The organism is Neobacillus sp. DY30 (genome assembly GCF_030123065.1).
In the GTDB taxonomy this organism is placed as follows: Bacteria; Bacillota; Bacilli; order Bacillales; family Cytobacillaceae; genus Neobacillus.
In genome coordinates, this window is sequence record NZ_CP126093.1 from 2,799,340 (window position 1) to 2,820,115 (window position 20,776).

Below are 20,776 nucleotides of genomic sequence, written 5' to 3' on the forward strand. Positions count from 1 at the left end.
AAAAATGGATGAGCAAGCTGATTACATGCGAAGAAGCTGTAAAAAAGGTTAAAAGCGGCTCGCGAATTATGGTTGGGGGATTTGGGCTAGTAGGAAGTCCGCTTAGTTTAATAGACGCTTTGGCTCAAACGGAAGTGAAAGACTTAGAGATTATTAGTAATAACCTGGGTGAACCAGGCAGAGGACTTGGAGTTTTAGTACGGCAAAAACAAGTAAAAAAAGCGATAGGTTCTTATTTTACAAGCAACCCGGAGGTGGTTAAATCCTATCAGGATAAGGAAATGGAAGTGGAGCTTCTCCCTCAAGGAACGATATCTGAAGCTATTCGAGCGGGTGGTGCAGGACTAGGAGGGTTTTATACACCGGTCAGCGTAGGAACAAAAATAGCCGAAAACAAAGAAGAGCGTACCATTAACGGTAAAAAATATGTGTTCCAAGAGCCGCTTAAAGCAAATTTTGCTTTAATTAAAGCGAAAAAAGCGGACCAATTAGGAAATCTCATATACAACAAATCAGCAAGAAACTTCAATCCGATGATGGCAACAGCTGCGGATGTGGTTATTGCAGAGGTGGACGAAATTGTGGAGGTTGGCCAAATTTCTCCTGAAGAAATTGTGACCCCTCATTTATACGTTGATTTTATGGTTTTGAAGGGAGGGAATTAGCTTGAACGTGAAACAATACATTGCTGCAAGAGCGGCGAAGGAATTAAAGCATGGTGATATCGTCAATTTGGGGATAGGGATTCCAACGCTTGTCGCTGATTATATACCATCCGATGTTAAAGTTTTCTTACACTCGGAAAACGGAATTCTTGGAGTAGGACCTACCCCTGACTTAGAGCACATTGACCAAAATCTTGTCAATGCAGGGAAACTTCCTGTCACAGTAATGGAAGGGTCATCCTTTTTTGATAGTGCATCCTCTTTTGCGATGATTCGTGGAGGACATGTAAGTGTTTCAATTCTTGGGGTGCTGCAAATTGACGCGATTGGGCGGATCGCCAACTGGGCCGTACCAGGAAAAAGTGTTCTTGGTGTAGGCGGGGCGATGGATTTATTGGAAGGCTCCAATAAGGTGATCGTAACAACGCTGCATACGAATAACCAAGGGGAGTCAAAAATCGTTAAGGATTTAACCTATCCAATCACCTCTGAACGAAAAGTCGATTTAATTATTACCGATTTGGCGGTGTTCGCTGTAAAGGAAGATGGACTTCATCTTATTGAGTTGTCCCCTGGAGTTTCCCTTGAGGAAGTTCAACTGAAAACAGAGGCACCCTTCCTTATTGCTGAATCTTTCAATAAAGGCAAAGAGGTGACTGCCTAGTGGTTGTAATCGTAAATGCATTTCGAACTCCAATCGGAAACCTCGGAGGATCACTGGCGAATACGCGCCCGGAAGAGCTTGTATCCCTCATCATGAAAAATAATCTTTCGGCTTCCGGTTACAGTGCCAATATTGTCGATGAAGTCATCGTCGGACAAACAAAGCAAAGTGCGCATGCTCCAAATATTGCTAGGGTCGCTGCCTTACAAGCCCAATTTCCTGAATCGATTCCTGCTTATACTGTTCATCGTCAGTGTGGTTCGGGAATGCAGGCCGTCATTAACGGAGCGATGTCCATTTTGACTGGTCAGGCAGAGGTTGTTTTAGCAGGAGGTGTAGAAAGTATGTCTCAAGCTCCCCATTATTTGGTCGGTTCACGATTCGGCCTTAAGATGGGAGATTTGACACTGTTTGATTCAAATACAGAAAGTCAGCCAAAATCCCAGCCTGAAGAGATATATGGTCGTTTTACGATGGGGCAAACAGCCGAATGGCTTGCTGAAAAATATAACATAAGCCGCCGGGAACAAGACGAATTTGCCTTCACGAGCCAGCAGAGAACGTTACGTGCGATTGAAATGGGCCGGTTTGAGGAAGAAATCATTCCAGTTCCGGTAAAGGAAGGAAAAAAGGGGATCAGACACTTTGCGACAGACGAGTACCCTAGATTGACGGACATTGAAAAGTTAGGAACACTAAGTCCTGTGTTTCAAAAGGATGGGACGGTAACAGCTGGAAACTCGTCCGGCAGAAATGATGGAGCCTCAATGCTCCTATTAATGTCGGAAGAAAAAGCGGAACAGCTTGGAGTAGTTCCTATGGCAAGGATTCGTTCCTTTGCTGCAACGGGCGTATCACCAAAAGAAATGGGAATTGGTCCGGTTCCTGCATCCCAAATCGCATTGAAAAAGGCAGGTCTTCGCTTAGAAGATATCGATTTGATTGAATTAAATGAAGCATTCGCTGCTCAAAGTCTTGCTTGTTTAAAAGAATGGGGCTTGAAAGGGGACAACGTGAATGTTAACGGAGGGGCGATTGCCTTAGGTCATCCACTTGGGTGCTCCGGTGCAAGAATCGTCACTACATTATGCCATGAGCTTGAAAAGCAAAAACGGCAATATGGCCTTGCAACGATTTGTGTAGCGGGTGGATTAGGAATGGCAATGGTGGTGGAAAGATGGATGGGATAAAAAAAGACTATGTGTTTCATCGAGATTTAAAAAAGGAGTACCCGATTATTACCCACGGTGAAGGGGTCTATCTCATAGATGAAAACGGGAAAAAATATTTGGATGCTTGTTCGGGGGCGGTTGCAGCCAACCTAGGTCATGGGATTTCTTCTATTGGAGAGGCGATGGCAGAACAAGCAAAAAAAGCGGCTTTTGTCCATACAATGCGTTTTGAGACGAAAGCGTTGCACGCACTGGCTAAAACAATCGGAAAAATGGCACCTGACCATTTAAATAAAGTGTATTTTACGACCGGAGGCTCTGAAGCAAATGAAAGTGCTATGAAGTTGGCGAGGCAATTTCATAGGGATGCCGGCAGACCCCAAAAACACATTGTGATCGGGCGTTGGCAATCCTATCACGGTAACACCATCGGTTCGTTATCAGCAGGAGGAGACGTTAAAAGAAGGCATGCATACACTCCTAATCTTTTAAACTATGCCCATGTCTATTCTCCGTACTGTCACCGATGTCCATACGACCGTCTAAAAGATGATTGTCTCTCCAAACAAAACTGGACGTGTGTAACTGATATTGAAAGAACCATTTTAGAGCTTGGCCCTGAGAACGTGTCGGCATTTATCGCCGAACCGATTGTCGGAAGCCAGCAAGGTGCTGTTCCACCACCGCCGGGGTATTTTGAGAAAGTTCGAGAGCTGTGTGACCGTTACGAAATCGTCTTAATTATCGATGAAGTGATGACCGGATTCGGCCGAACTGGTACCAACTTCGCCACAGAACAGATTGGAATCGAACCTGATATTATCACGTTTGGAAAAGGGGTTTCGGCAGGATATGCTCCGCTGGCCGGCATGATTGTTCATGAACGGTTGATAGATGGGCTCATTCAAAACAGCGACGGAAAATTTATTCACGGCTATACCTATAGCGGGCATCCTGTGGCAGTGGCAGCCGGCCTTGCTGCCCTTGATGTATATAAGCGTGACAGGGTGCTGGAAAATGTGAAAGAGCAGAGTTCTTACCTTTTCGATAGGCTTTTGGAACTTAAGCAAAAACATACCTGTATATCCGATGTCCGGGGCAGGGGGCTTTTAATTGGAATGGAGCTTATCAAGGATTGTGAGCGTGATCTACTGTTCAATCCTTCTGAAAAGGCAGCTGAAACATTGAATGGTATTGCGATGGAACTTGGTGCGGTTTTTTATCCGGGTACCGGTTCAATTGACGGCACAAATGGTGAACATCTAATCATCAGTCCCCCTTTAAATGTCACGAAAAAAGAGATTGATGAGATTGTGAGAATATTAGATGAATCATTATCGATATTCGAAGGTCAATTAAGAAAGGATGAGGCATATGAAATTGCAAAGTAAAACAAACGAAATTCAAGAAAAAGCACGAAAACATTTATCTCCTGTCATGACAAGGGTCACCGAACTAGTCATTGAAAAAGCGCATGGAGCAAAATTTTGGACAACAGACGGAAAAGAATATATCGATTTTGTATCAGGAGTGGCCGTCAATGCAGTTGGACATACGAACAAAAAAATGGTGGAAGCCATTCAGAAGCAAGCTGAAGCCTTGATACATCTTGGTTTGAACTATGGTTATTATGAAACGGCGGCAAATTTGGCAGAAAAGCTTGCTCATATCACTCCAGGAAATTTAGACACTGTTTTTTTCTCCAATTCGGGAGCTGAAGCCATTGACGGTGCGCTTAAACTGGCAAAAGCGGCAACAGGCAGACCGGCCATTATTGCTTTTGAAGGATCGTTTCATGGCCGTACATTAGGAGCAACAGCCATTACGGCATCAAGTTCTAAATACCGTCGTTATTATGAACCAATTTTAGGTGAGGTGTACCACGTTCCATATCCGTACCCAACCCAGCTGAAAAACATTAAAGAAGAAGACGCAGAAGAGTACTGCTTGAATCAGCTTCAAAAATTGTTCGAATTACGTGTGGATCCTTCACGTGTAGCGGCCATCGTCATTGAACCGGTAATGGGTGAAGGCGGCTATTATCCGGCACCGCCAAGCTTTTTGCAGCAATTAAGAAAGATTACAGAGGAACACGGCATTTTGCTTATTTTTGACGAAGTACAAACAGGATTTGGCCGTACAGGTAAAATGTTCGCGGCAGAGCATGCAAATGTAACTCCTGATATTTTGGTTCTGGCAAAAGCCCTATCTGGCGGCATGCCTCTTGGTGCCATTGTAGCAAGTCGTGAGCTTCATGAAAAATGGCCGACGGCTGGTCATGGTTCGACATTTGGAGGAAATCCAGTTTCTTGTGCTGCAGCATTGGCAAACATTGAGGTCATTGAAGAAGAGAAGTTAGTAGAACGCAGTGCTAAACTCGGTGCCGAGATTGTCGGCCGAATTCATAACTCGGTAGGACATTTACCGGGCATTGTTGAAGTCCGAGGAGTCGGCATGATGATCGGTATTGAATTCGATTCAGAATCTGCTGCTGTCTTTGTACCGAAAATTAAATCGAAAGCACTGGAAAATGGCTTGCTTATTATGAACTGCGGTGTAAGCGGGCAAACAATCCGATTAATGCTTCCTCTTAATATTCAAGAAGATGTGCTTGATAAGGGATTAACCATTTTAGAAGATGTGATAACAGAAACAATTTCAGGAAACTAATTTTCAATTCTTCGGGAATACCACAAAAAGGAGGTCAAGTTTATGTCTAGTCAGATCAAAACAGATATCCTTCAGGGAGATCTTTATATAAATGGAAAATGGGTTAGTGCCCCCGATCAATCCTACTTTGAAAGCTTAAATCCGGCAACGGGGGAGCTTGTCGGTATATGTGCAGCCGCCACAAAGGAGCAAGTGAATGAGGCTGTCACAAATGCAAATGAGGCGTATTCACAATGGAAGAACATTCCTATTCCAGAACGTGCCGCTTATTTAACGAAAGCAGCCCAATTGTTTGAAAAACGAAAAGAGGAACTCGCTCGTGTCATGACAATGGAGATGGGCAAAGTGCTGCATGAGTCTTTAGGAGAAATTGGAGTGGTCATCGCGACTGCTCAATATATGGCAGGCGAGGGACGACGCCTCTATGGAGAAACGGTCCCTGCAGGGTTCCCAGATCGAAATGTAAGAATGGTTCGTGAACCTCTTGGAGTTGTGGCGTGCATTACCCCCTGGAACTTCCCAGTGGCACTTGCTTCCTACAAAATCTTTTCAGCTTTGATTGCTGGTAATACCGTCGTATGGAAACCGGCTTCAGAGGTGGCGCTATCCGCAAAGATTTTCGTAGAAGTGTTAGATGAAGCCGGATTGCCAGCAGGGGTTGTGAACTTAATTACTGGTTCAGGTAGAACAGTCGGTCAAACACTCGGAGAGCATTTGGATGTGAAAGTCATTTCGTTTACAGGCTCAACGGAAGTCGGACAAAAGCTGGCTGAAATGAGCAGTAAAACGTTAAAACGTATTTCATTGGAACTGGGTGGAAAAAATGCAGTGATCGTCTTGAAGGATGCGGACTTGGACAAGGCAGCAGACGGAATCGTAAAATCAGCTTTTACGACAACTGGTCAACGCTGTACAGCGGCAAGCCGAGTAATTGTCGAGCGTCCAGTAAAGGAACTGCTCGTACAAAAAGTAGTAGAATTAGCAAAGTCTATGAAAATAGGAAATGGACTTGAAGAAGGGAACCAAGTGGGCCCTCTCGTAAATGAAGACCAGCTTCATACAGTCGAAAAATATGTAAAAAAAGCGATTGAAGAAGGTGGGAGAATTGTAACAGGCGGCCAGCGTGTCAAGAAATTGGGCGGCTATTATTATGAGCCGACAATTATTGAGAATGTGAAACCGAATGATACCATTGCACAGGAAGAAATATTTGGTCCTGTTCTTGCCATCATTGAAGTAGATTCATATGAGACAGCAATGGAGGTAAATAACGGGACGATTTATGGGTTATCGACTTCCATTTATACAGAGAGCCTTCATTATGCAAACCGTGCGGCAAAGGAAGCGGTAAGCGGACTTGTCTATATTAATAACGGAACGTCCAATGCCGAAATGGGTGTGGCGTTTGGAGGCATGAAAATGTCCGGAAATGGCCACCGTGAAGTTTCCCATCATGTATTTGATGTCATGACAGAGTGGAAGTCGATTTATACAAACTATTAATAAACGGCCATATCTATTTTAAGGTGGGAGAATATGAGAAAACACCGTATTGGAATTGCATTCTTTTACCATGAATCCCACAGTTTCAGCCCGATGAAAACCGAAATCAAACAGTTTCGAAACGAAGGCTATTTTATCGGTAATGAAATTTATGATGTTTATACAGGAACGAAAACAGAAGTGGGCGGGTTTCTGGATGTATTGAAACAGGAGGAGGAAGTAGAAATCGTGCCGCTGCTTTGTGCGGCAGCGGTCCCATCGGGCGTAGTATCAGCTGAAGCGTATTCTATCATAGAAGAGCAAATGATGCAGTCTATCCGGGAGGCTGGACGGCTCGATGGTTTATTGCTGGCACTGCATGGAGCAATGGTCGTGGAGGACCTATTTGATCCGGAAGAGCATTTACTAGGAAAAATTCGTGAGTTGATCGGACCAAGTGTCCCGATTGCGACAACACTGGATATGCACGCCAATTTAAGTGAAAAAATGATTCATTACACACCACTTCATTTTGGATTTAAAACATATCCACATGTTGATATGTATGAACAAGGGGTTCAAGCTTCAATGGCTTTAATGAAGCAATTAAAGGAAGGTGTACATTATTATGCTTCTTTTGAAAAATTGCCGATGATGCCTCCCTCTATCAATATGAGGACTGCAGAAGGGCCGATGCACAAAATGATAGAGTGGGCGAAACAAGCCGAAGAGGCAGAAGAAATTTATAATGTGTCCGTATTTGGTGGCTTTCCTTACTCGGATATTCCCATGGTCGGTGCAAGTGTACTTGTTGTTTCGCTTGATCCACAAAAAGGAAAAGAGACAGCCCAAAAGATGGCTTCCTTGTTCTGGAGTGTAAAAGAAGAATTTATCATGGATTTGCCCGGTGTAAAAGAAGGACTCGATTTGGCGATGTCTATTAAAGATGACAAACCGGTCGTGCTGGCGGACATCTCGGATAATCCTCTAAGCTGTGGGAGCGGGGATACAACAGAGCTGCTGCGGGAGATGGTGAAAATGAACATTCCTGACACCCTGTTTGGAGGACTCTACGATCCAGAATCCATTGAGGCTTGCCGCAAGAAGGGAACCGGAAATAAGGTATTGTTGTCCCTTGGAGGGAAAGTATCGCCTGAATTTGGGGAGTCCGTACAAGTCGAAGCAACGGTAGTGGCCTTATCAGACGGTGTATTTCACAATTCTGGACCGTTTAATCAGCATTTAAGAGTCGATTTAAAGGGTGCGGTCCACATACGTGTTGGCAATTTAGATATCCTCCTCGTTGGAAGGCCGATGTCAGCAAATGATCCGGAAATGTTTCGTCATATTGGCCTTGAGCCTCAGGCAAAGAGAATTCTTGGGTTAAAGGCAAAAAACCATTTTCGGGCAGCCTTTGAGCCGATTGTGGGCCGTATCATTTATGTGGATGCACCTGGTGTTGCATCCAATCGGTTAACAACTTTTACGTATCGTTACATTCCTAAGCCAATCTGGCCGCTGGATGATATCGAATATGAAGTAGAACCAAGGGGGACAGAAAAATGGAAACATTGAACAAAACCTTTTATGTCGAAGTACCAGCTTCATTGAATCCAGAACAACTAAAAATGATGATGGAGCTTGAGCAAGATGCGTTTCCGGGATTAGGAGCAGTAGATGAGCAAACCCTTGTCCCGCTTACACGCTACGGGAAACTCATTCAATACCGGCAGCAAAATGATCCAAGGCCGATTGCAATTTGCGAAGTGATGAGAGCTTACAATGATATTCAGAAAGCCTACATTTTTGGGTTTTATGTCCGTTCCGACCAGCAAGGGAAAGGAATCGGGAAATTATTTTTACAGGAAATTTATCCGATTCTAAAGCAAGATGGTTTTTGTAAGGTTTGCTTAACGGTCAGTACTAAAAACAAGGCCGCCGTCAAGTTGTATGAAAAATTAGGGTTTGTCATAAAAGAGACAAGATTAGATGAATTTGGCCAAGGGGAAAATCGCTATTATATGGAATACCTCATTTCTTAATATCGTAATGATCGAAGGAGAAATCACAAAAAATGGTCGATAAAAAATAGGCTGATTTTAGGAGGAGTTTATGATGAGAAACACTTTATTCAAACCAAAAAGACATTGGAAAGAAATCGAGCTTTGGAAGGATGTTACAGAGGAGCAATGGAACGATTGGGTTTGGCAATTGACGAATACGATCAAAAATTTAGAAGACTTAAAGAAAGTAGTTAATTTAACACCAGAAGAAGAAGAAGGGGTTTTAATCTCAACAAAAACAATACCATTAAACATCACGCCATATTATGCATCGCTTATGGACCCAGATGATTCAAGATGTCCGGTGCGAATGCAGTCTGTTCCAATTTCTGCAGAATTGCATAAAACAAGATATGATTTAGAAGATCCCCTTCACGAAGATGAAGATTCACCAGTACCTGGGTTAACACATCGTTATCCGGATCGCGTGTTATTCCTAGTAACAAACCAATGCTCCATGTACTGCCGTTACTGCACAAGAAGACGCTTCTCCGGACAAATCGGAATGGGTGTACCAAAGAAACAGTTAGACACAGCAATTAATTATATCGCATCTAACTCACAGATTCGAGATGTGTTAATTTCCGGAGGAGACGGGCTCCTTATTAATGACAATATTTTAGAATATATTTTAAAGAATTTACGTGAGATTCCACATGTAGAAATTATTCGTATCGGTACAAGAGCACCTGTCGTATTCCCACAGCGTATTACCGAAAATCTTTGTAATATCTTGAAAAAGTATCATCCAGTTTGGTTAAATACACATTTCAATACATCTATTGAAATTACGGAAGAATCGAAGCGTGCATGTGAAATGCTTTCAAATGTTGGTGTACCTGTTGGTAATCAGTCTGTTATTTTGGCAGGTATTAACGACAGTGTACCGATCATGAAACAGCTTATGCATGACCTTGTTAAAATCCGCGTACGTCCATATTATATTTACCAATGTGATTTATCAGAAGGGATTGGCCATTTCCGTGCACCAATTAGCAAAGGATTGGAAATTATGGAAGGACTTCGTGGTCATACATCGGGTTATGCCGTTCCGACATTTATTGTTGATGCCCCGGGTGGAGGAGGCAAAATTCCATTGCAGCCGAACTATATCATTTCTCAAAGTTCTAATAAAGTCGTATTACGTAACTTTGAAGGTGTTATTACATCTTATCCAGAACCAAACAATTATCAGTCAGGCAGTGCAGAGGATTACTACAAAAAGGTATATCCTGAAGTATTTGAAAAGTTTGAAAGTAATGGTGTTCTATCCATTATTGATGATTCAAAATTTAACCTTACACCTGAAGGATTAAAACGGTTAGATCGCCGCAAAACGTATAATGAAAATACTGAGCATAGTTCCTTAAAAGATAAACGTGACAAACGTGACGAGTTAAAAGAGAAAAAATTCCAATCGCAAATGAAGAAATATGAAACAGTGGGAGCAAAGGAGGAATAATTTTGATTTGTCAATGGTGCGAATCTGACACAGCACGTGAAACAAGCAACACCGTATATTGGGAACTTCCAGATGGAACGAATGCGATCGAAATTAAGGACACGCCATCCATTCATTGCTTGGAATGCGGTATGACCTATCAAACAGATAATACGGTGAAAGAAATTGAGGATCATCTATTTTTAATCGATTGCTCAAAGCTCGAAAAAAGTATGAAGTATGCTACACTTATGGCCGCTCCACGCTTATTGAAGCGAAACTACTTTGATTTTTCGAAATAATTATCAAGCCATCTCTCGTTTTTTCGATATTAAGCGAGAGATGAATTTTATTCTTATGGACAATCAATCCTCGTCATCCTCAATGCGGGGATAAATTGCCCATAAGAAATAGAAGGTTTAGCAACCAATCAGTAGGGATAACATCATTCAACTGATTGAGGTTTATTTATTATGATTATTTGTATGCGTTTTCTTGTCAGCTAAGTACCTACATCGAAAAAACAGATGGATAATGCTTTCTAAAAAGTTAGATAGATGCTTATCGTACAAAAATGAAGGAGGACAAGAATGGAAGCACTCAAAAACTATAAAAACGACCAAAATAATCAGAAGGTTCAGAATAGTGATGAAAGCAAAGGGCATGTTAAACGCAGTCTAAAGGCACGTCACATGACGATGATTGCTATTGGAGGGTCAATCGGGACAGGGTTATTTTTATCAACAGGGTCATCCATTCAAACAGCTGGACCTGGTGGAGCGCTAATAGCTTATGGAGTTATTGGCATCATGGTTTACTTTTTGATGACAAGTCTTGGAGAAATGGCTACCTTAATGCCGTTTTCGGGATCCTTTTCAACATATGGCAGCCGTTTTGTTGATCCAGCATTTGGTTTTGCGCTCGGTTGGAACTATTGGTTCAACTGGGCTGTTACACTTGCGGTTGAAATAGTTGCATCAGCTATTATTATGAAGTTCTGGTTTCCGGATGTACCGAGCATCGTGTGGAGTACATTGTTTTTAGGTCTAATCTTTTTATTGAATGCATTGTCGGTGAAAAGTTACGGAGAATCCGAGTATTGGTTCTCCTTAATAAAAGTAGTGACAATCATCGTTTTCATAGGAGTCGGTTTGCTCACCATTTTCGGCATTCTGGGCGGACAGTATATCGGGTTTAAAAACTTTACAGTAGGACATGCGCCTGTTAATGGCGGCCTTTTCTCCGTTTTAAGTATTTTTTTAATCGCAGGTTTTTCATTTCAAGGAACGGAGCTCGTGGGGATTGCTGCAGGAGAAAGCGAAAACCCAGAGAAAAACGTACCAAGGGCGATTCGACAAGTATTTTGGCGGATTCTACTATTTTATATCGTTGCCATTGCTGTCATAGGCCTAATTATACCTTATACAAGTCCTGACCTGTTGAGCAGGGATGTCGACAACATCGCTGTCAGCCCTTTTACCCTTGTATTTGAGAAAGTGGGCATTGCATTTGCGGCATCTGTTATGAATGCTGTCATTCTGACATCGGTCTTATCGGCAGGTACTTCCGGTTTATATGCATCGACACGCATGCTTTGGTCCATGGCAAAGGACGGTCAGGCACCTAAATTTTTACAAAATGTAAATGATCGCGGGATTCCGATGAATGCCCTTGTCATAACGACCATTATCGGAGGATTGGCCTTTTTAACGTCCATTTTTGGAGATCAAGTGTATACATGGTTATTAAATGCGTCAGGTTTAACGGGATTTATTGCATGGCTTGGAATTGCAGTCAGCCACTACCGTTTTAGAAAAGCTTATATCGCCCAGGGCAGGGACATGAATGATTTGAAATTTAAAGCGAAATGGTTCCCGCTTGGTCCAATTCTCGCTTTTGCGATGTGTGTCATTGTCATTTTTGGTCAAAATTATCAAGCTTTTTTAACTAGTGAGATTGATTGGTATGGAGTAGCCGTGTCCTATATTGGTTTACCAATCTTTTTAGGATTATGGCTCGGGTATAAACTTGTTCATAAAACGAAGGTCGTTCCACTAAACGAATGTTCATTTGATGAGATGTCATCTAAATAGAGATACCGTGATTCGTTTTGCTCCGCTACTCATTATTAGCCATGGGGAGTTAGATTGGTCGATTGAACGAATGCAAAAAGTGTTGTCTTTGATTTCCAATTAATACAGTAGGGGTGCCATATGGGTGAAGTAGGGGTAACAGAGCGCATTACAGAACAAAAATCAAATGAGTCTTTGAACCTTTTAACATCAACACAGATTGTGATAAAAGAAGCCTTAGATAAATTAGGGTATACAGATGATATGTACCAATTATTAAAAGAACCATTGAGAATGCTCACTGTTCGTATGCCTGTTAGAATGGATGACGGGTCGACTAAAATATACACTGGATATCGTGCTCAGCATAATGATGCGGTTGGACCGACTAAAGGAGGAGTTCGTTTTCATCCAGAAGTGGATGAGGACGAAGTTAAGGCATTGTCGATGTGGATGAGTTTAAAATGCGGCATCGTCGACCTACCATATGGAGGCGGAAAAGGCGGTATTATTTGCGACCCAAGAAAGATGTCAATGGGAGAACTAGAGCGGCTAAGCAGGGCTTATGTTCGGGCAATAAGCCAAATTGTAGGACCTACTAAGGACATACCTGCTCCAGATGTTTATACAAATTCACAAATTATGGCGTGGATGATGGATGAATACAGCAGGCTTCGTGAATACGATTCGCCTGGATTCATTACAGGAAAACCCCTTGTACTTGGTGGCTCGCATGGCCGTGAAAAGGCTACCGCACAAGGAGTTGTTATTTGCATTGAGGAAGCTGCAAAAAAACTTGGAATTGCCATCAAAGGTGCTAGAGTGGTCGTTCAAGGTTTTGGGAATGCAGGGAGCTTTTTAGCAAAATTTATGCATGATGCAGGTGCAAAGGTCATTGGGATATCGGATGCTTATGGTGCGCTTTATGATTCAGATGGTTTGGATATTGATTACTTATTAGATCGTAGAGATAGCTTTGGAACGATAACAACATTGTTTGATAACACGATTACAAATGAACAGTTGCTCGAGCTTGACTGTGATATTCTTGTTCCTGCTGCGATTTCCAACCAGATTACATCAGCTAATGCAAATAATATCAAAGCTTCGATTGTTGTCGAGGCAGCTAACGGCCCAACAACCCTAGAAGGGACTAAAATACTTTCTGATAGAGGAATTCTGTTAGTGCCGGATGTTTTAGCGAGTTCAGGAGGAGTAACTGTTTCCTATTTTGAATGGGTTCAAAACAACCAAGGCTATTATTGGAGTGAAGAAGAAGTTAATGAAAAGCTTCGTAAGGTGCTCGTCCAATCGTTTAATAATGTTTTTGAAACATCCGAGAGACGGAATATTAATATGCGTTTAGCCGCATACATGGTAGGTGTTCGTAAAATGTCTGAAGCCTCAAGGTTTAGAGGCTGGGTATAAATTTTATAAGGTGAAAGCTAGAATCACTTCAGTCACAAAAAAACCTTGCAGGTATAATGCGAGGTTTTTTGTGATTATTGAATAGTTACTTAGCTACTAGTGATAACATTTCTAATGAAACAGAAAATTAGTAACGATAAATATTTTTATTAGTTCATATAATGTCTTTATTAATAAAATAGAAGGTGGACAACCAATGAAAGTTGAGTCTTTTTTTAGTTCTGCCCCTCACAAACGTGTAAGTGAAGATTCAATCGTATTAAATGAAAAGATAAATATTTATGGGGTTTTTGATGGCGCAACTCCAATAGTACCATTCAAAGATGAAAACGGAATGAACGGGGCATATTTAGCATCAAATATTTTTAAAGATTATTTCTTTGGACTATACCGAAATGACCTTTCATTAGTGGAAGGAATCATGGCTGCTAATAAAATGTTGAGAGAACAAATGGAAAAATACAAGGTGAATCAGGAAAAATATGAAGAACTTTGGTCCACATGTGCTGCCATAATAAAAGTTGAAGATGAAGGCAAGATTTCTTATGCGCAGCTTGGAGATTGTATGATCATTGCTGAGGATCGAAATGGAACCATAAAACCTTTAACAAGAGATACCGTAAAAGATATTAGTTTTCGAGCGAAGGCTTATCGTGAGGAACTAAGAATGCAAGGAGTTAATCTTCCAGATGAGGCGTATTTTCAGGAGCATACTCACCAGCTAATCTTTAATCGTTCATTAGCCAATAAGGAATATGGTTACAGTGTGGCCAATGGGAAAGAAGAGGTAGCAAATTTTATTCAGTATGGTCAAGTCCCTTCCCGTGAAATCAAAAGAATATTATTACTAACTGATGGCCTGTTTCATCCTAATTATTCAATTGAAGAAACATTTAAAATGATACAAACAATCGGCTTACAAGTATATTCTATGGAATTAGAACAATATGAGAAAAAAAATAATCTTAGGTCAGATGATAAGGCTGGGATCATAATTAGCTTACGTGATGAGGAGTTAAATCCATGTATGTAGAACCAGGATGGATTAAAGATAGTAATTTATTGTTTAAAGAACCCCTTGTTGCTCTAAAAGTTGTGATGTACATCATTGTGCACCATACCGAACAAATAGGTTGGGATGTAAATAAGACCCATCGTTTTCATCAGGATGATCGTGGATGGAGTGGAATAGGGTACAATTTTTTTATTGAGGAAAATGGTGAAATCATGAAAGGCAGAGGATATCATGTCGGAGCACATGCCTACGCCTATAATCAAAAATCAATTGGTATATGTTTAGCAGGAAATTTTGATATTCATCCTCCCTCAATTGAGCAGCTAAAATCATTGAGTAAACTCTGCCGTTTCCTATTAGATCAATATCATTTATCAACTGCTCAAATTCTTGGACATCGTGAAGTAAATGGCATGGCAAAAAGTTGTCCAGGTAAAAACTCCAATATGAAGAATTGCGATATAAGCTCCTGGTGGAAGGCGATCTTGACCAGGTGAATCCAGAAAATGTAGCGCTGCTGCTGGATTATATCGAGGAACTTCAGAAAAACGCCGGGTAAAAACCCGGTGTTTTTTTAATTACTGGATACGAGATTTACCGTATATACTACCTCGATTTTGTGGCCCTCGGTAGTGTTATAGAGAGTAGTGAATGTTTGGAATCCAGCGATTTCGTCAAATGGTACCTTTTCGCTGTATGGGCCAAAATACCACAACTCTTCAGCGTTCCCGGAGACAACATAGCGTTGCTTCAGGTCTTTCTGAAAGACCAACATTTGGTTAAGATGCCCTTCGCTCTCCTGGCCATAGTAATGAACTGTAAGTCGCTTATTTACGCCGATAGTCCGACTCTCACCTGGCGGAATGTTCACTGGCCCATCGTATAGGACCTCTGACTGAAATATCTGATCATCGTCTACAGCGCGGACAATCCTTCCCCAAATAAAGCCATCTGGCGAGACGTGCTTAGTTCCATAGTTTCTTATAGTCGCGATTGAGACGTCAATAACCTTCTTGGTTGACATAGGTATCCCCCTAAAATGTTGTGATCGAAAATAGTATGCACTTTAATCCTTATTTTAATTAAAAAGGTTGCATTAATATGGACCAATTCAGAGAATGTATTAAACTTAAAAAAAGCTGAGAAGAGACGAGGCATTAATAGTAGAAATGAAAAACCAAGATGAAATTTAAGTTCATCTTGGTTTCTTACATTTACAGATTTCGTTAATTAATCAAAATAAACAGCTTGATCGGGATTTTTTAAGTAGTTAAAAGCCATCTCAATTTGTGATTTCGTATTCCGAGCGATAGACAGGGGAGGCAGTTCGTTTTCCGCAAAGAATTTCACTTCACTTGTCTCGATTCCTTTAGCTGGCTGCCCGCTAATAATTTCACACTGAATAAATATTTTATAAACATGATAAGCGGACGGAGGGTGTGGATGGCACTTTTTATCGGTTACCGCTATAACTCTGATCGGTTTTACAGTAAATCCTGCTTCTTCTTTTACTTCCTTAACAGCAACTTCACTTGGGGTATGTCCAATATCAGCCCAACCGCCAGGTAATGCCCATTTTCCATCTGTATTTTCCCGGACCATCAGGATTTTGTCATCCTGAAAGACCACGGCCCTAATGTCAACTTTAGGAGTTGCGTAACCCGTTTCACCTACAAATAAATCTTTGATTACAGGCCTGTCCATCTCTGTGTATTGCGCTAAAATGTCTACGCTGATATTTCTAATTAATTCAAATCGCTCCAAGTCATAAACATCTTTTGAATACGTTAATCCCGCCTGTGCTATGGATTGAAGCTGTTTCGCCCAATCCAGCCATTTCGGTTCCAATAACAACACCACCAGCTTGTCTAATAATATTTACTATTACCAATTATATGTAACAAGCAAACATTTGCTACAACTTTTGGGAAAATTACTAATGCATTACTTTTGACAATTGAATTCAATGTGAGTAAGGTTACATAGTAAGATTATTAATGATTGGGAACCCCCCTTACTAATATAAGAATCTTTCTTAAAATGTTCATAGTAGAGTTGAACAATACGATCATGTGATACTAGGAGGAATTATAATGTCAAACTCTCAAACTTTAGAAAAAATCGAACAGCAAATGTTCTTAGATGTTATCCGTGAACGCCGATCTGTCCGTGCGTACGATCCATCAGTAAAGATTTCACTTGAAGAAATGACGGAAATGCTAGAGCTCGCAACCTTAGCTCCATCATCTTCAAACTTGCAACCATGGCGTTTTCTCGTCATCGATAAACCGGAGTTAAAGGAAAAACTTTTGCCTATCGCTTTTAACCAACAACAAGTAGTGGAAGCTTCTGCCGTTATTGCAGTCCTTGGCGATGTGAAAAGCTACGAGAAGGCTGAAAAAATCTATGGACAAGCTGTTGAAGCAGGATTTATGCCGGCAGATACGGCTGCCTCATTCATCGAACGAACTGTGGGCATGTACTCAAACCTGTCTCCTGAAGTAGCCCGCCAAATCGTATTTACAGATGGCGGCCTTATCTCCATGCAGCTTATGCTTGTCGCAAGATCCAAAGGGTACGACACGGTCCCAATGGGAGGATACGATAAAGCGAAGTTCGTTGAAGCGTTCGGAATTTCCGAGCAGTTTGTGCCGGTCATGCTGATTGCGATCGGAAAAGCAGCAAAACCGGGACATCCTACTACACGTCTTCCGATTGAAGATGTAGCTTTCTTTAATGAAATGCCTGAAAAAGATTGATACAATCCTATAAAAACTTTTAAAAACGAACCCCGTTCAAACTGAGAACAGGGTTCGTTTGTTTCAGGACAGCAACCCATTTAGCGAAATTATCTAAGAATTGTAATATTTGTTGTCTTTCGCAATGTTGCCATGCATGTTAAAATGAATAACTATATATTAGAAGTATTTTCTTAGATTATAATTTTAGAATAGTAATAGGTTGTGATTATTTTGAAGAAAAAAAAAGGAACGCTTATGAGTATAATAATTGGTCTAATAGTATTAAGCGGCTGTTTATATTTCCTATTACCAGATCGAAATGAAACGAAGATAGAAAATGTAAAGGCGGTTGCTTCTGTTAACCAAGAACAATCAGAAAGTACAGAAGACCGTACAGTTCAAACTCCCGAAGTGGAAAAAGAGGGTAAAACAGAACAGGAAGATACCAGTAATAAGCCAATAACCGAAAATATAAAGGATAAGGTAAGGGAAGCACTACAAGTTGCACTAGACTTCTTTAAGAAAGAACAGCAGATTGTAGCCATCGGGGACTCTCTCACTGAAGGTATCGGAGATGAGTCAGAATATGGCGGTTATGTAGGAATTCTCAATCACACGTTTGAAGACAACAATCTAAAAATTACCGTAGAAAACTATGGTAAAAAAGGAAATCGTTCAGATCAATTACTGAAAAGGCTAGAGAAAGAGGATATTGAATCTGCGATTAAAGAAAGTGATATTGTCCTGATTACAATTGGTGCGAATGATATTATGAATGTACTAAAGTCTAATTTTATGAATGTTACAATGGACCCCTTTCAAGAAGAGAGGGTGAAATATGCAGAGCGGTTAAGGGCTATTTTTAATAAAATTAATGATTTGAACAAAGATACCGAAATATATTTAATTGGTTTTTACAATCCATTTGAACGGCATTTTGCTGAAATAAAAGAACTTGAAATGATCATTGACAGCTGGAATGCTGCTGGAGAATCAGTATCAGAAGAATATGAGAATGTGAGGTTTATTCCAACGAAGGACCTATTCAGTAATTCTAACACCGACTTGTTGGCAGAAGATGAATTCCACCCAAACACCACCGGCTATAAACTAATGGCTCAGCGCGTGTTAGATTATTTGAAAGAAGCCCAGATTAACACAGTAGATGTTTCGTCATAAGGCCCAGAAGAGTAAAAAGCTTCTAGTTCGTTTGTCTTATTGTATTCGCAATAATATTTAAATTCTGAAAATTTGTTTGACATTTCAATATTCATAGACTAGTATAAATTTATATTTCATACTAGCGGATGAATATTGTGGGAGAGACTAAACGGATTGTTTAGCACCGAAGGAGCAAGAGTCCCAAACAGGGCTCAATCTCTCAGGTAAAAGGACCACAATAGGACGCGTCTCTGGAGAGCGCCATGTGCCACCAAAGGAGTTATACTCTCAGGTAAAAGGACAGAGGAAGATAGGAAACACGCCTATTTTTCTCTGCCCTTTTTTTGTGTTTTTTTGATGAGAAAAATAGAGAATACCAGAAATAGGAGGGTGTAAAGCAGTCAGAAAACAAATTAGTGGAGTCCAGCGGTACCAGGTGCCAAATAAGGCTTGTCGCTAAATATTTATTTTTTAACAAAATGTAAGCGCTTATCTCTGCGGATTTGACGAATAGGAGACGAAACTTTATAGGGATATTTATGATCCTGAAAAAAGAAGAAAGAGGGGATTCATTTGCAGGAAGAAAAATTGGCGCGGGGGTTAAAAAACAGGCATGTACAACTTATCGCAATTGGCGGTGCTATCGGTACAGGATTATTTCTTGGAGCAGGTAAATCGATTCATTTAACAGGTCCATCGATATTATTTGCTTACTTGATTACCGGTGCAATTTGCTTTTTAATCATGCGTGCACTGGGAGAACTGCTTTTATCAAATTTGAAATATCATTCTTTTGTGGACTTTGTTCGAGACTATTTAGGGAATATGGCAGCATTCATTACTGGCTGGACCTATTGGTTTTGCTGGATTTCAATTGCAATGGCCGATTTAACAGCAGTAGGTCTCTATACTCAATTTTGGTTTCCGGAAGTACCACAGTGGATGCCAGGATTAATTGCACTAGTTGTCTTGCTCATCATGAACCTAGCTACCGTAAAGCTTTTTGGCGAGATGGAATTTTGGTTCGCTATAATCAAAGTCATTGCGATTCTTGCGCTCATTTTTATCGGAATATTCATGATAATTAAAGGCTTTTCAACAGATTCCGGCGCATCCAGTTTCTCCAATCTATGGAGCCACGACGGCATGTTCCCAAATGGCATAAATGGTTTTATTCTATCATTCCAAATGGTAGTGTTTGCGTTTGTTGGGATTGAGCTTGTTGGACTTACAGCAGGCGAAACCGAAGACCCCGAGAAAGTAATTCCAAAAGCAATCAATAATATCCCTATACGCGTTTTAATTTTCTATATCGGCGCCCTCATTGTCATCATGAGTATCTACCCGTGGAATGCTATTGATCCAGCGAAAAGTCCATTTGTCCAAGTGTTTGTAGCAGTTGGTATTGCAGCAGCTGCAGGGATTGTCAATTTTGTGGTACTAACTTCAGCAGCATCGGCCTGTAACAGTGCCATCTTCAGCACAAGCCGGATGGTTTACGCGCTTGCTAAAGATAAAAATGCACCTGTACCATTAGCAAAACTAGATTCTCGTAAAGTACCTGCCAATGCATTGTTCTTTTCCACTATTGTCATCCTGATTGCCGTCATATTGAACTATGTTATGCCAGAAGGGGTGTTTACACTGATTACAAGTATCTCTACAGTTTGTTTCATTTTTATCTGGGGAATTACGGTCGTCAGCCATTTGAAATACAGAAAAACTAGACCTGATTTAGCAAAAGTGAACAAATTCAAATTGCCGCTTTTCCCATTTTCTAACTACTTAATCCTTGCTTTTCTGGCGTTCGTTCTTGTCGTCCTTGCACTAGCGGAAGACACCCGCATCGCTTTGTTTGTAACACCTGTTTGGTTTATCATGCTGATAGCAATTTATAAAATAATCATATCGAAGCCGGATTATGCAGAACCGGAGAATCAGCCAAATTTAGCAGATATTAAGCGGTAACGAAAGAATATATTCTTTAAAAATTTTGATTCCGCTTACAAAAAAGCTTGACTTGAATTACGGTTCCTATTATTCTGAAAATATTAAAAATTAATACGCGGAAGATGGTTGTGGGAGAGTGCAAGCTAAGACGCCACCGAAGGAGCAAGTTCCAAAAAGACCCTTGGAACAAATCTCTCAGGTAGATGGAACCACAACTGGACGCAACTCTGGAGAGCGCATATCAATGTATGC

At 40.9% G+C, this 20,776-nt stretch carries 19 protein-coding genes and 2 riboswitches; of the genes, 17 read left to right on the forward strand and 2 right to left on the reverse strand.

The features are described 5' to 3' along the window. Positions 1–8 precede the first annotated feature (8 nt). The 14 genes from QNH29_RS13500 to QNH29_RS13565 all read left to right on the forward strand — a co-directional run bounded on the left by QNH29_RS13500 (position 9) and on the right by QNH29_RS13565 (position 15,169). On the forward strand, positions 9–665 hold the full coding sequence (locus QNH29_RS13500; protein ID WP_283865264.1) for a CoA transferase subunit A: 657 nt from the start codon (positions 9–11) through the stop codon (positions 663–665). A 1-nt stretch (position 666) separates the two neighbouring features. After that, positions 667–1,329: a 3-oxoacid CoA-transferase subunit B gene (locus QNH29_RS13505; RefSeq protein ID WP_283865265.1), complete on the forward strand. Its 663-nt coding sequence runs from the start codon at positions 667–669 to the stop codon at positions 1,327–1,329. After that, positions 1,329–2,519: a thiolase family protein gene (locus QNH29_RS13510; protein WP_283865266.1), complete on the forward strand. Its 1,191-nt coding sequence runs from the start codon at positions 1,329–1,331 to the stop codon at positions 2,517–2,519. Before QNH29_RS13505 ends, QNH29_RS13510 begins: the two co-directional genes overlap by 1 nt. Continuing rightward, positions 2,507–3,892: an aminotransferase family protein gene (locus QNH29_RS13515; RefSeq protein WP_283865267.1), complete on the forward strand. Its 1,386-nt coding sequence runs from the start codon at positions 2,507–2,509 to the stop codon at positions 3,890–3,892. Before QNH29_RS13510 ends, QNH29_RS13515 begins: the two co-directional genes overlap by 13 nt. Continuing rightward, entirely contained in the window at positions 3,876–5,171 is a 1,296-nt protein-coding gene (locus QNH29_RS13520) for an aspartate aminotransferase family protein (RefSeq protein ID WP_283865268.1), read from the forward strand. The genes QNH29_RS13515 and QNH29_RS13520 overlap by 17 nt, the downstream gene beginning before the upstream one ends. A gap of 42 nt (positions 5,172–5,213) precedes the next feature. Then, entirely contained in the window at positions 5,214–6,674 is a 1,461-nt protein-coding gene (locus QNH29_RS13525; protein WP_283865269.1) for an aldehyde dehydrogenase family protein, read from the forward strand. A 33-nt stretch (positions 6,675–6,707) separates the two neighbouring features. Next, a complete protein-coding gene (locus QNH29_RS13530; RefSeq protein ID WP_283865270.1) occupies positions 6,708–8,228 on the forward strand; it encodes a M81 family metallopeptidase in 1,521 nt (506 codons plus the stop codon). Further along, positions 8,216–8,695 (forward strand): GNAT family N-acetyltransferase, encoded by a 480-nt coding sequence (locus tag QNH29_RS13535; protein WP_283865271.1) that lies wholly within the window; start codon positions 8,216–8,218, stop codon positions 8,693–8,695. Before QNH29_RS13530 ends, QNH29_RS13535 begins: the two co-directional genes overlap by 13 nt. A gap of 73 nt (positions 8,696–8,768) precedes the next feature. Then, positions 8,769–10,178: a lysine 2,3-aminomutase gene (gene kamA, locus QNH29_RS13540; protein ID WP_283865631.1), complete on the forward strand. Its 1,410-nt coding sequence runs from the start codon at positions 8,769–8,771 to the stop codon at positions 10,176–10,178. 2 nt (positions 10,179–10,180) lie between these two features. Continuing rightward, the gene (locus QNH29_RS13545) at positions 10,181–10,459 is read left to right on the forward strand and encodes a YokU family protein (protein ID WP_283865272.1); all 279 of its coding nucleotides are present in this window, start codon (positions 10,181–10,183) and stop codon (positions 10,457–10,459) included. A gap of 390 nt (positions 10,460–10,849) precedes the next feature. Beyond that, positions 10,850–12,250, forward strand: coding sequence for an amino acid permease (locus QNH29_RS13550; protein WP_481858832.1), 1,401 nt, complete (start codon positions 10,850–10,852; stop codon positions 12,248–12,250). A gap of 120 nt (positions 12,251–12,370) precedes the next feature. After that, a complete protein-coding gene (locus QNH29_RS13555; RefSeq protein ID WP_283865274.1) occupies positions 12,371–13,657 on the forward strand; it encodes a Glu/Leu/Phe/Val family dehydrogenase in 1,287 nt (428 codons plus the stop codon). Between the two features lie 196 nt (positions 13,658–13,853). Beyond that, a complete protein-coding gene (locus QNH29_RS13560) occupies positions 13,854–14,690 on the forward strand; it encodes a protein phosphatase 2C domain-containing protein (RefSeq protein ID WP_283865275.1) in 837 nt (278 codons plus the stop codon). Beyond that, a complete protein-coding gene (locus QNH29_RS13565) occupies positions 14,681–15,169 on the forward strand; it encodes a peptidoglycan recognition protein family protein (RefSeq protein ID WP_283865276.1) in 489 nt (162 codons plus the stop codon). The genes QNH29_RS13560 and QNH29_RS13565 overlap by 10 nt, the downstream gene beginning before the upstream one ends. 77 nt (positions 15,170–15,246) lie before the next feature. Here the strand turns inward: QNH29_RS13565 and QNH29_RS13570 are convergent, their stop codons facing one another. Both QNH29_RS13570 and QNH29_RS13575 read right to left on the reverse strand, forming a co-directional pair. Further along, a complete protein-coding gene (locus tag QNH29_RS13570) occupies positions 15,247–15,696 on the reverse strand; it encodes a hypothetical protein (protein ID WP_283865277.1) in 450 nt (149 codons plus the stop codon). Between the two features lie 206 nt (positions 15,697–15,902). Further along, the gene (locus tag QNH29_RS13575) at positions 15,903–16,520 is read right to left on the reverse strand and encodes an NUDIX hydrolase (RefSeq protein WP_283865278.1); all 618 of its coding nucleotides are present in this window, start codon (positions 16,518–16,520) and stop codon (positions 15,903–15,905) included. 245 nt (positions 16,521–16,765) lie between these two features. Here QNH29_RS13575 and QNH29_RS13580 point away from each other — a divergent pair, with 245 nt between their 5' ends. The 3 genes from QNH29_RS13580 to QNH29_RS13590 all read left to right on the forward strand — a co-directional run bounded on the left by QNH29_RS13580 (position 16,766) and on the right by QNH29_RS13590 (position 20,542). Continuing rightward, the gene (locus QNH29_RS13580; protein ID WP_283865279.1) at positions 16,766–17,431 is read left to right on the forward strand and encodes a nitroreductase family protein; all 666 of its coding nucleotides are present in this window, start codon (positions 16,766–16,768) and stop codon (positions 17,429–17,431) included. A 237-nt stretch (positions 17,432–17,668) separates the two neighbouring features. Beyond that, positions 17,669–18,592, forward strand: a complete 924-nt coding sequence (locus QNH29_RS13585; RefSeq protein ID WP_283865280.1) for an SGNH/GDSL hydrolase family protein — start codon at positions 17,669–17,671, stop codon at positions 18,590–18,592. 128 nt (positions 18,593–18,720) lie between these two features. Continuing rightward, positions 18,721–18,820, forward strand: a riboswitch (glycine riboswitch). 327 nt (positions 18,821–19,147) lie between these two features. Then, positions 19,148–20,542 carry an amino acid permease gene (locus QNH29_RS13590; protein WP_283865281.1) on the forward strand — a complete coding sequence of 465 codons (1,395 nt, stop codon included), beginning with the start codon at positions 19,148–19,150 and terminating at the stop codon, positions 20,540–20,542. 101 nt (positions 20,543–20,643) lie between these two features. Then, a riboswitch (glycine riboswitch) is annotated at positions 20,644–20,746 on the forward strand. Positions 20,747–20,776: the final 30 nt, after the last annotated feature.

Coding starts and splice junctions, on each gene's coding strand:
- QNH29_RS13565 (WP_283865276.1), top strand. CDS start 14,681: ATGTATGTAGAACCAGGATGGATTAAAGATAGTAATTTATTGTTTAAA.
- QNH29_RS13535 (WP_283865271.1), top strand. CDS start 8,216: ATGGAAACATTGAACAAAACCTTTTATGTCGAAGTACCAGCTTCATTG.
- kamA (WP_283865631.1), top strand. CDS start 8,769: ATGAGAAACACTTTATTCAAACCAAAAAGACATTGGAAAGAAATCGAG.
- QNH29_RS13530 (WP_283865270.1), top strand. CDS start 6,708: ATGAGAAAACACCGTATTGGAATTGCATTCTTTTACCATGAATCCCAC.
- QNH29_RS13500 (WP_283865264.1), top strand. CDS start 9: ATGAGCAAGCTGATTACATGCGAAGAAGCTGTAAAAAAGGTTAAAAGC.
- QNH29_RS13525 (WP_283865269.1), top strand. CDS start 5,214: ATGTCTAGTCAGATCAAAACAGATATCCTTCAGGGAGATCTTTATATA.
- QNH29_RS13560 (WP_283865275.1), top strand. CDS start 13,854: ATGAAAGTTGAGTCTTTTTTTAGTTCTGCCCCTCACAAACGTGTAAGT.
- QNH29_RS13550 (WP_481858832.1), top strand. CDS start 10,850: ATGACGATGATTGCTATTGGAGGGTCAATCGGGACAGGGTTATTTTTA.
- QNH29_RS13580 (WP_283865279.1), top strand. CDS start 16,766: ATGTCAAACTCTCAAACTTTAGAAAAAATCGAACAGCAAATGTTCTTA.
- QNH29_RS13515 (WP_283865267.1), top strand. CDS start 2,507: ATGGATGGGATAAAAAAAGACTATGTGTTTCATCGAGATTTAAAAAAG.
- QNH29_RS13585 (WP_283865280.1), top strand. CDS start 17,669: ATGAGTATAATAATTGGTCTAATAGTATTAAGCGGCTGTTTATATTTC.
- QNH29_RS13555 (WP_283865274.1), top strand. CDS start 12,371: ATGGGTGAAGTAGGGGTAACAGAGCGCATTACAGAACAAAAATCAAAT.
- QNH29_RS13520 (WP_283865268.1), top strand. CDS start 3,876: ATGAAATTGCAAAGTAAAACAAACGAAATTCAAGAAAAAGCACGAAAA.
- QNH29_RS13570 (WP_283865277.1), bottom strand. CDS start 15,696: ATGTCAACCAAGAAGGTTATTGACGTCTCAATCGCGACTATAAGAAAC.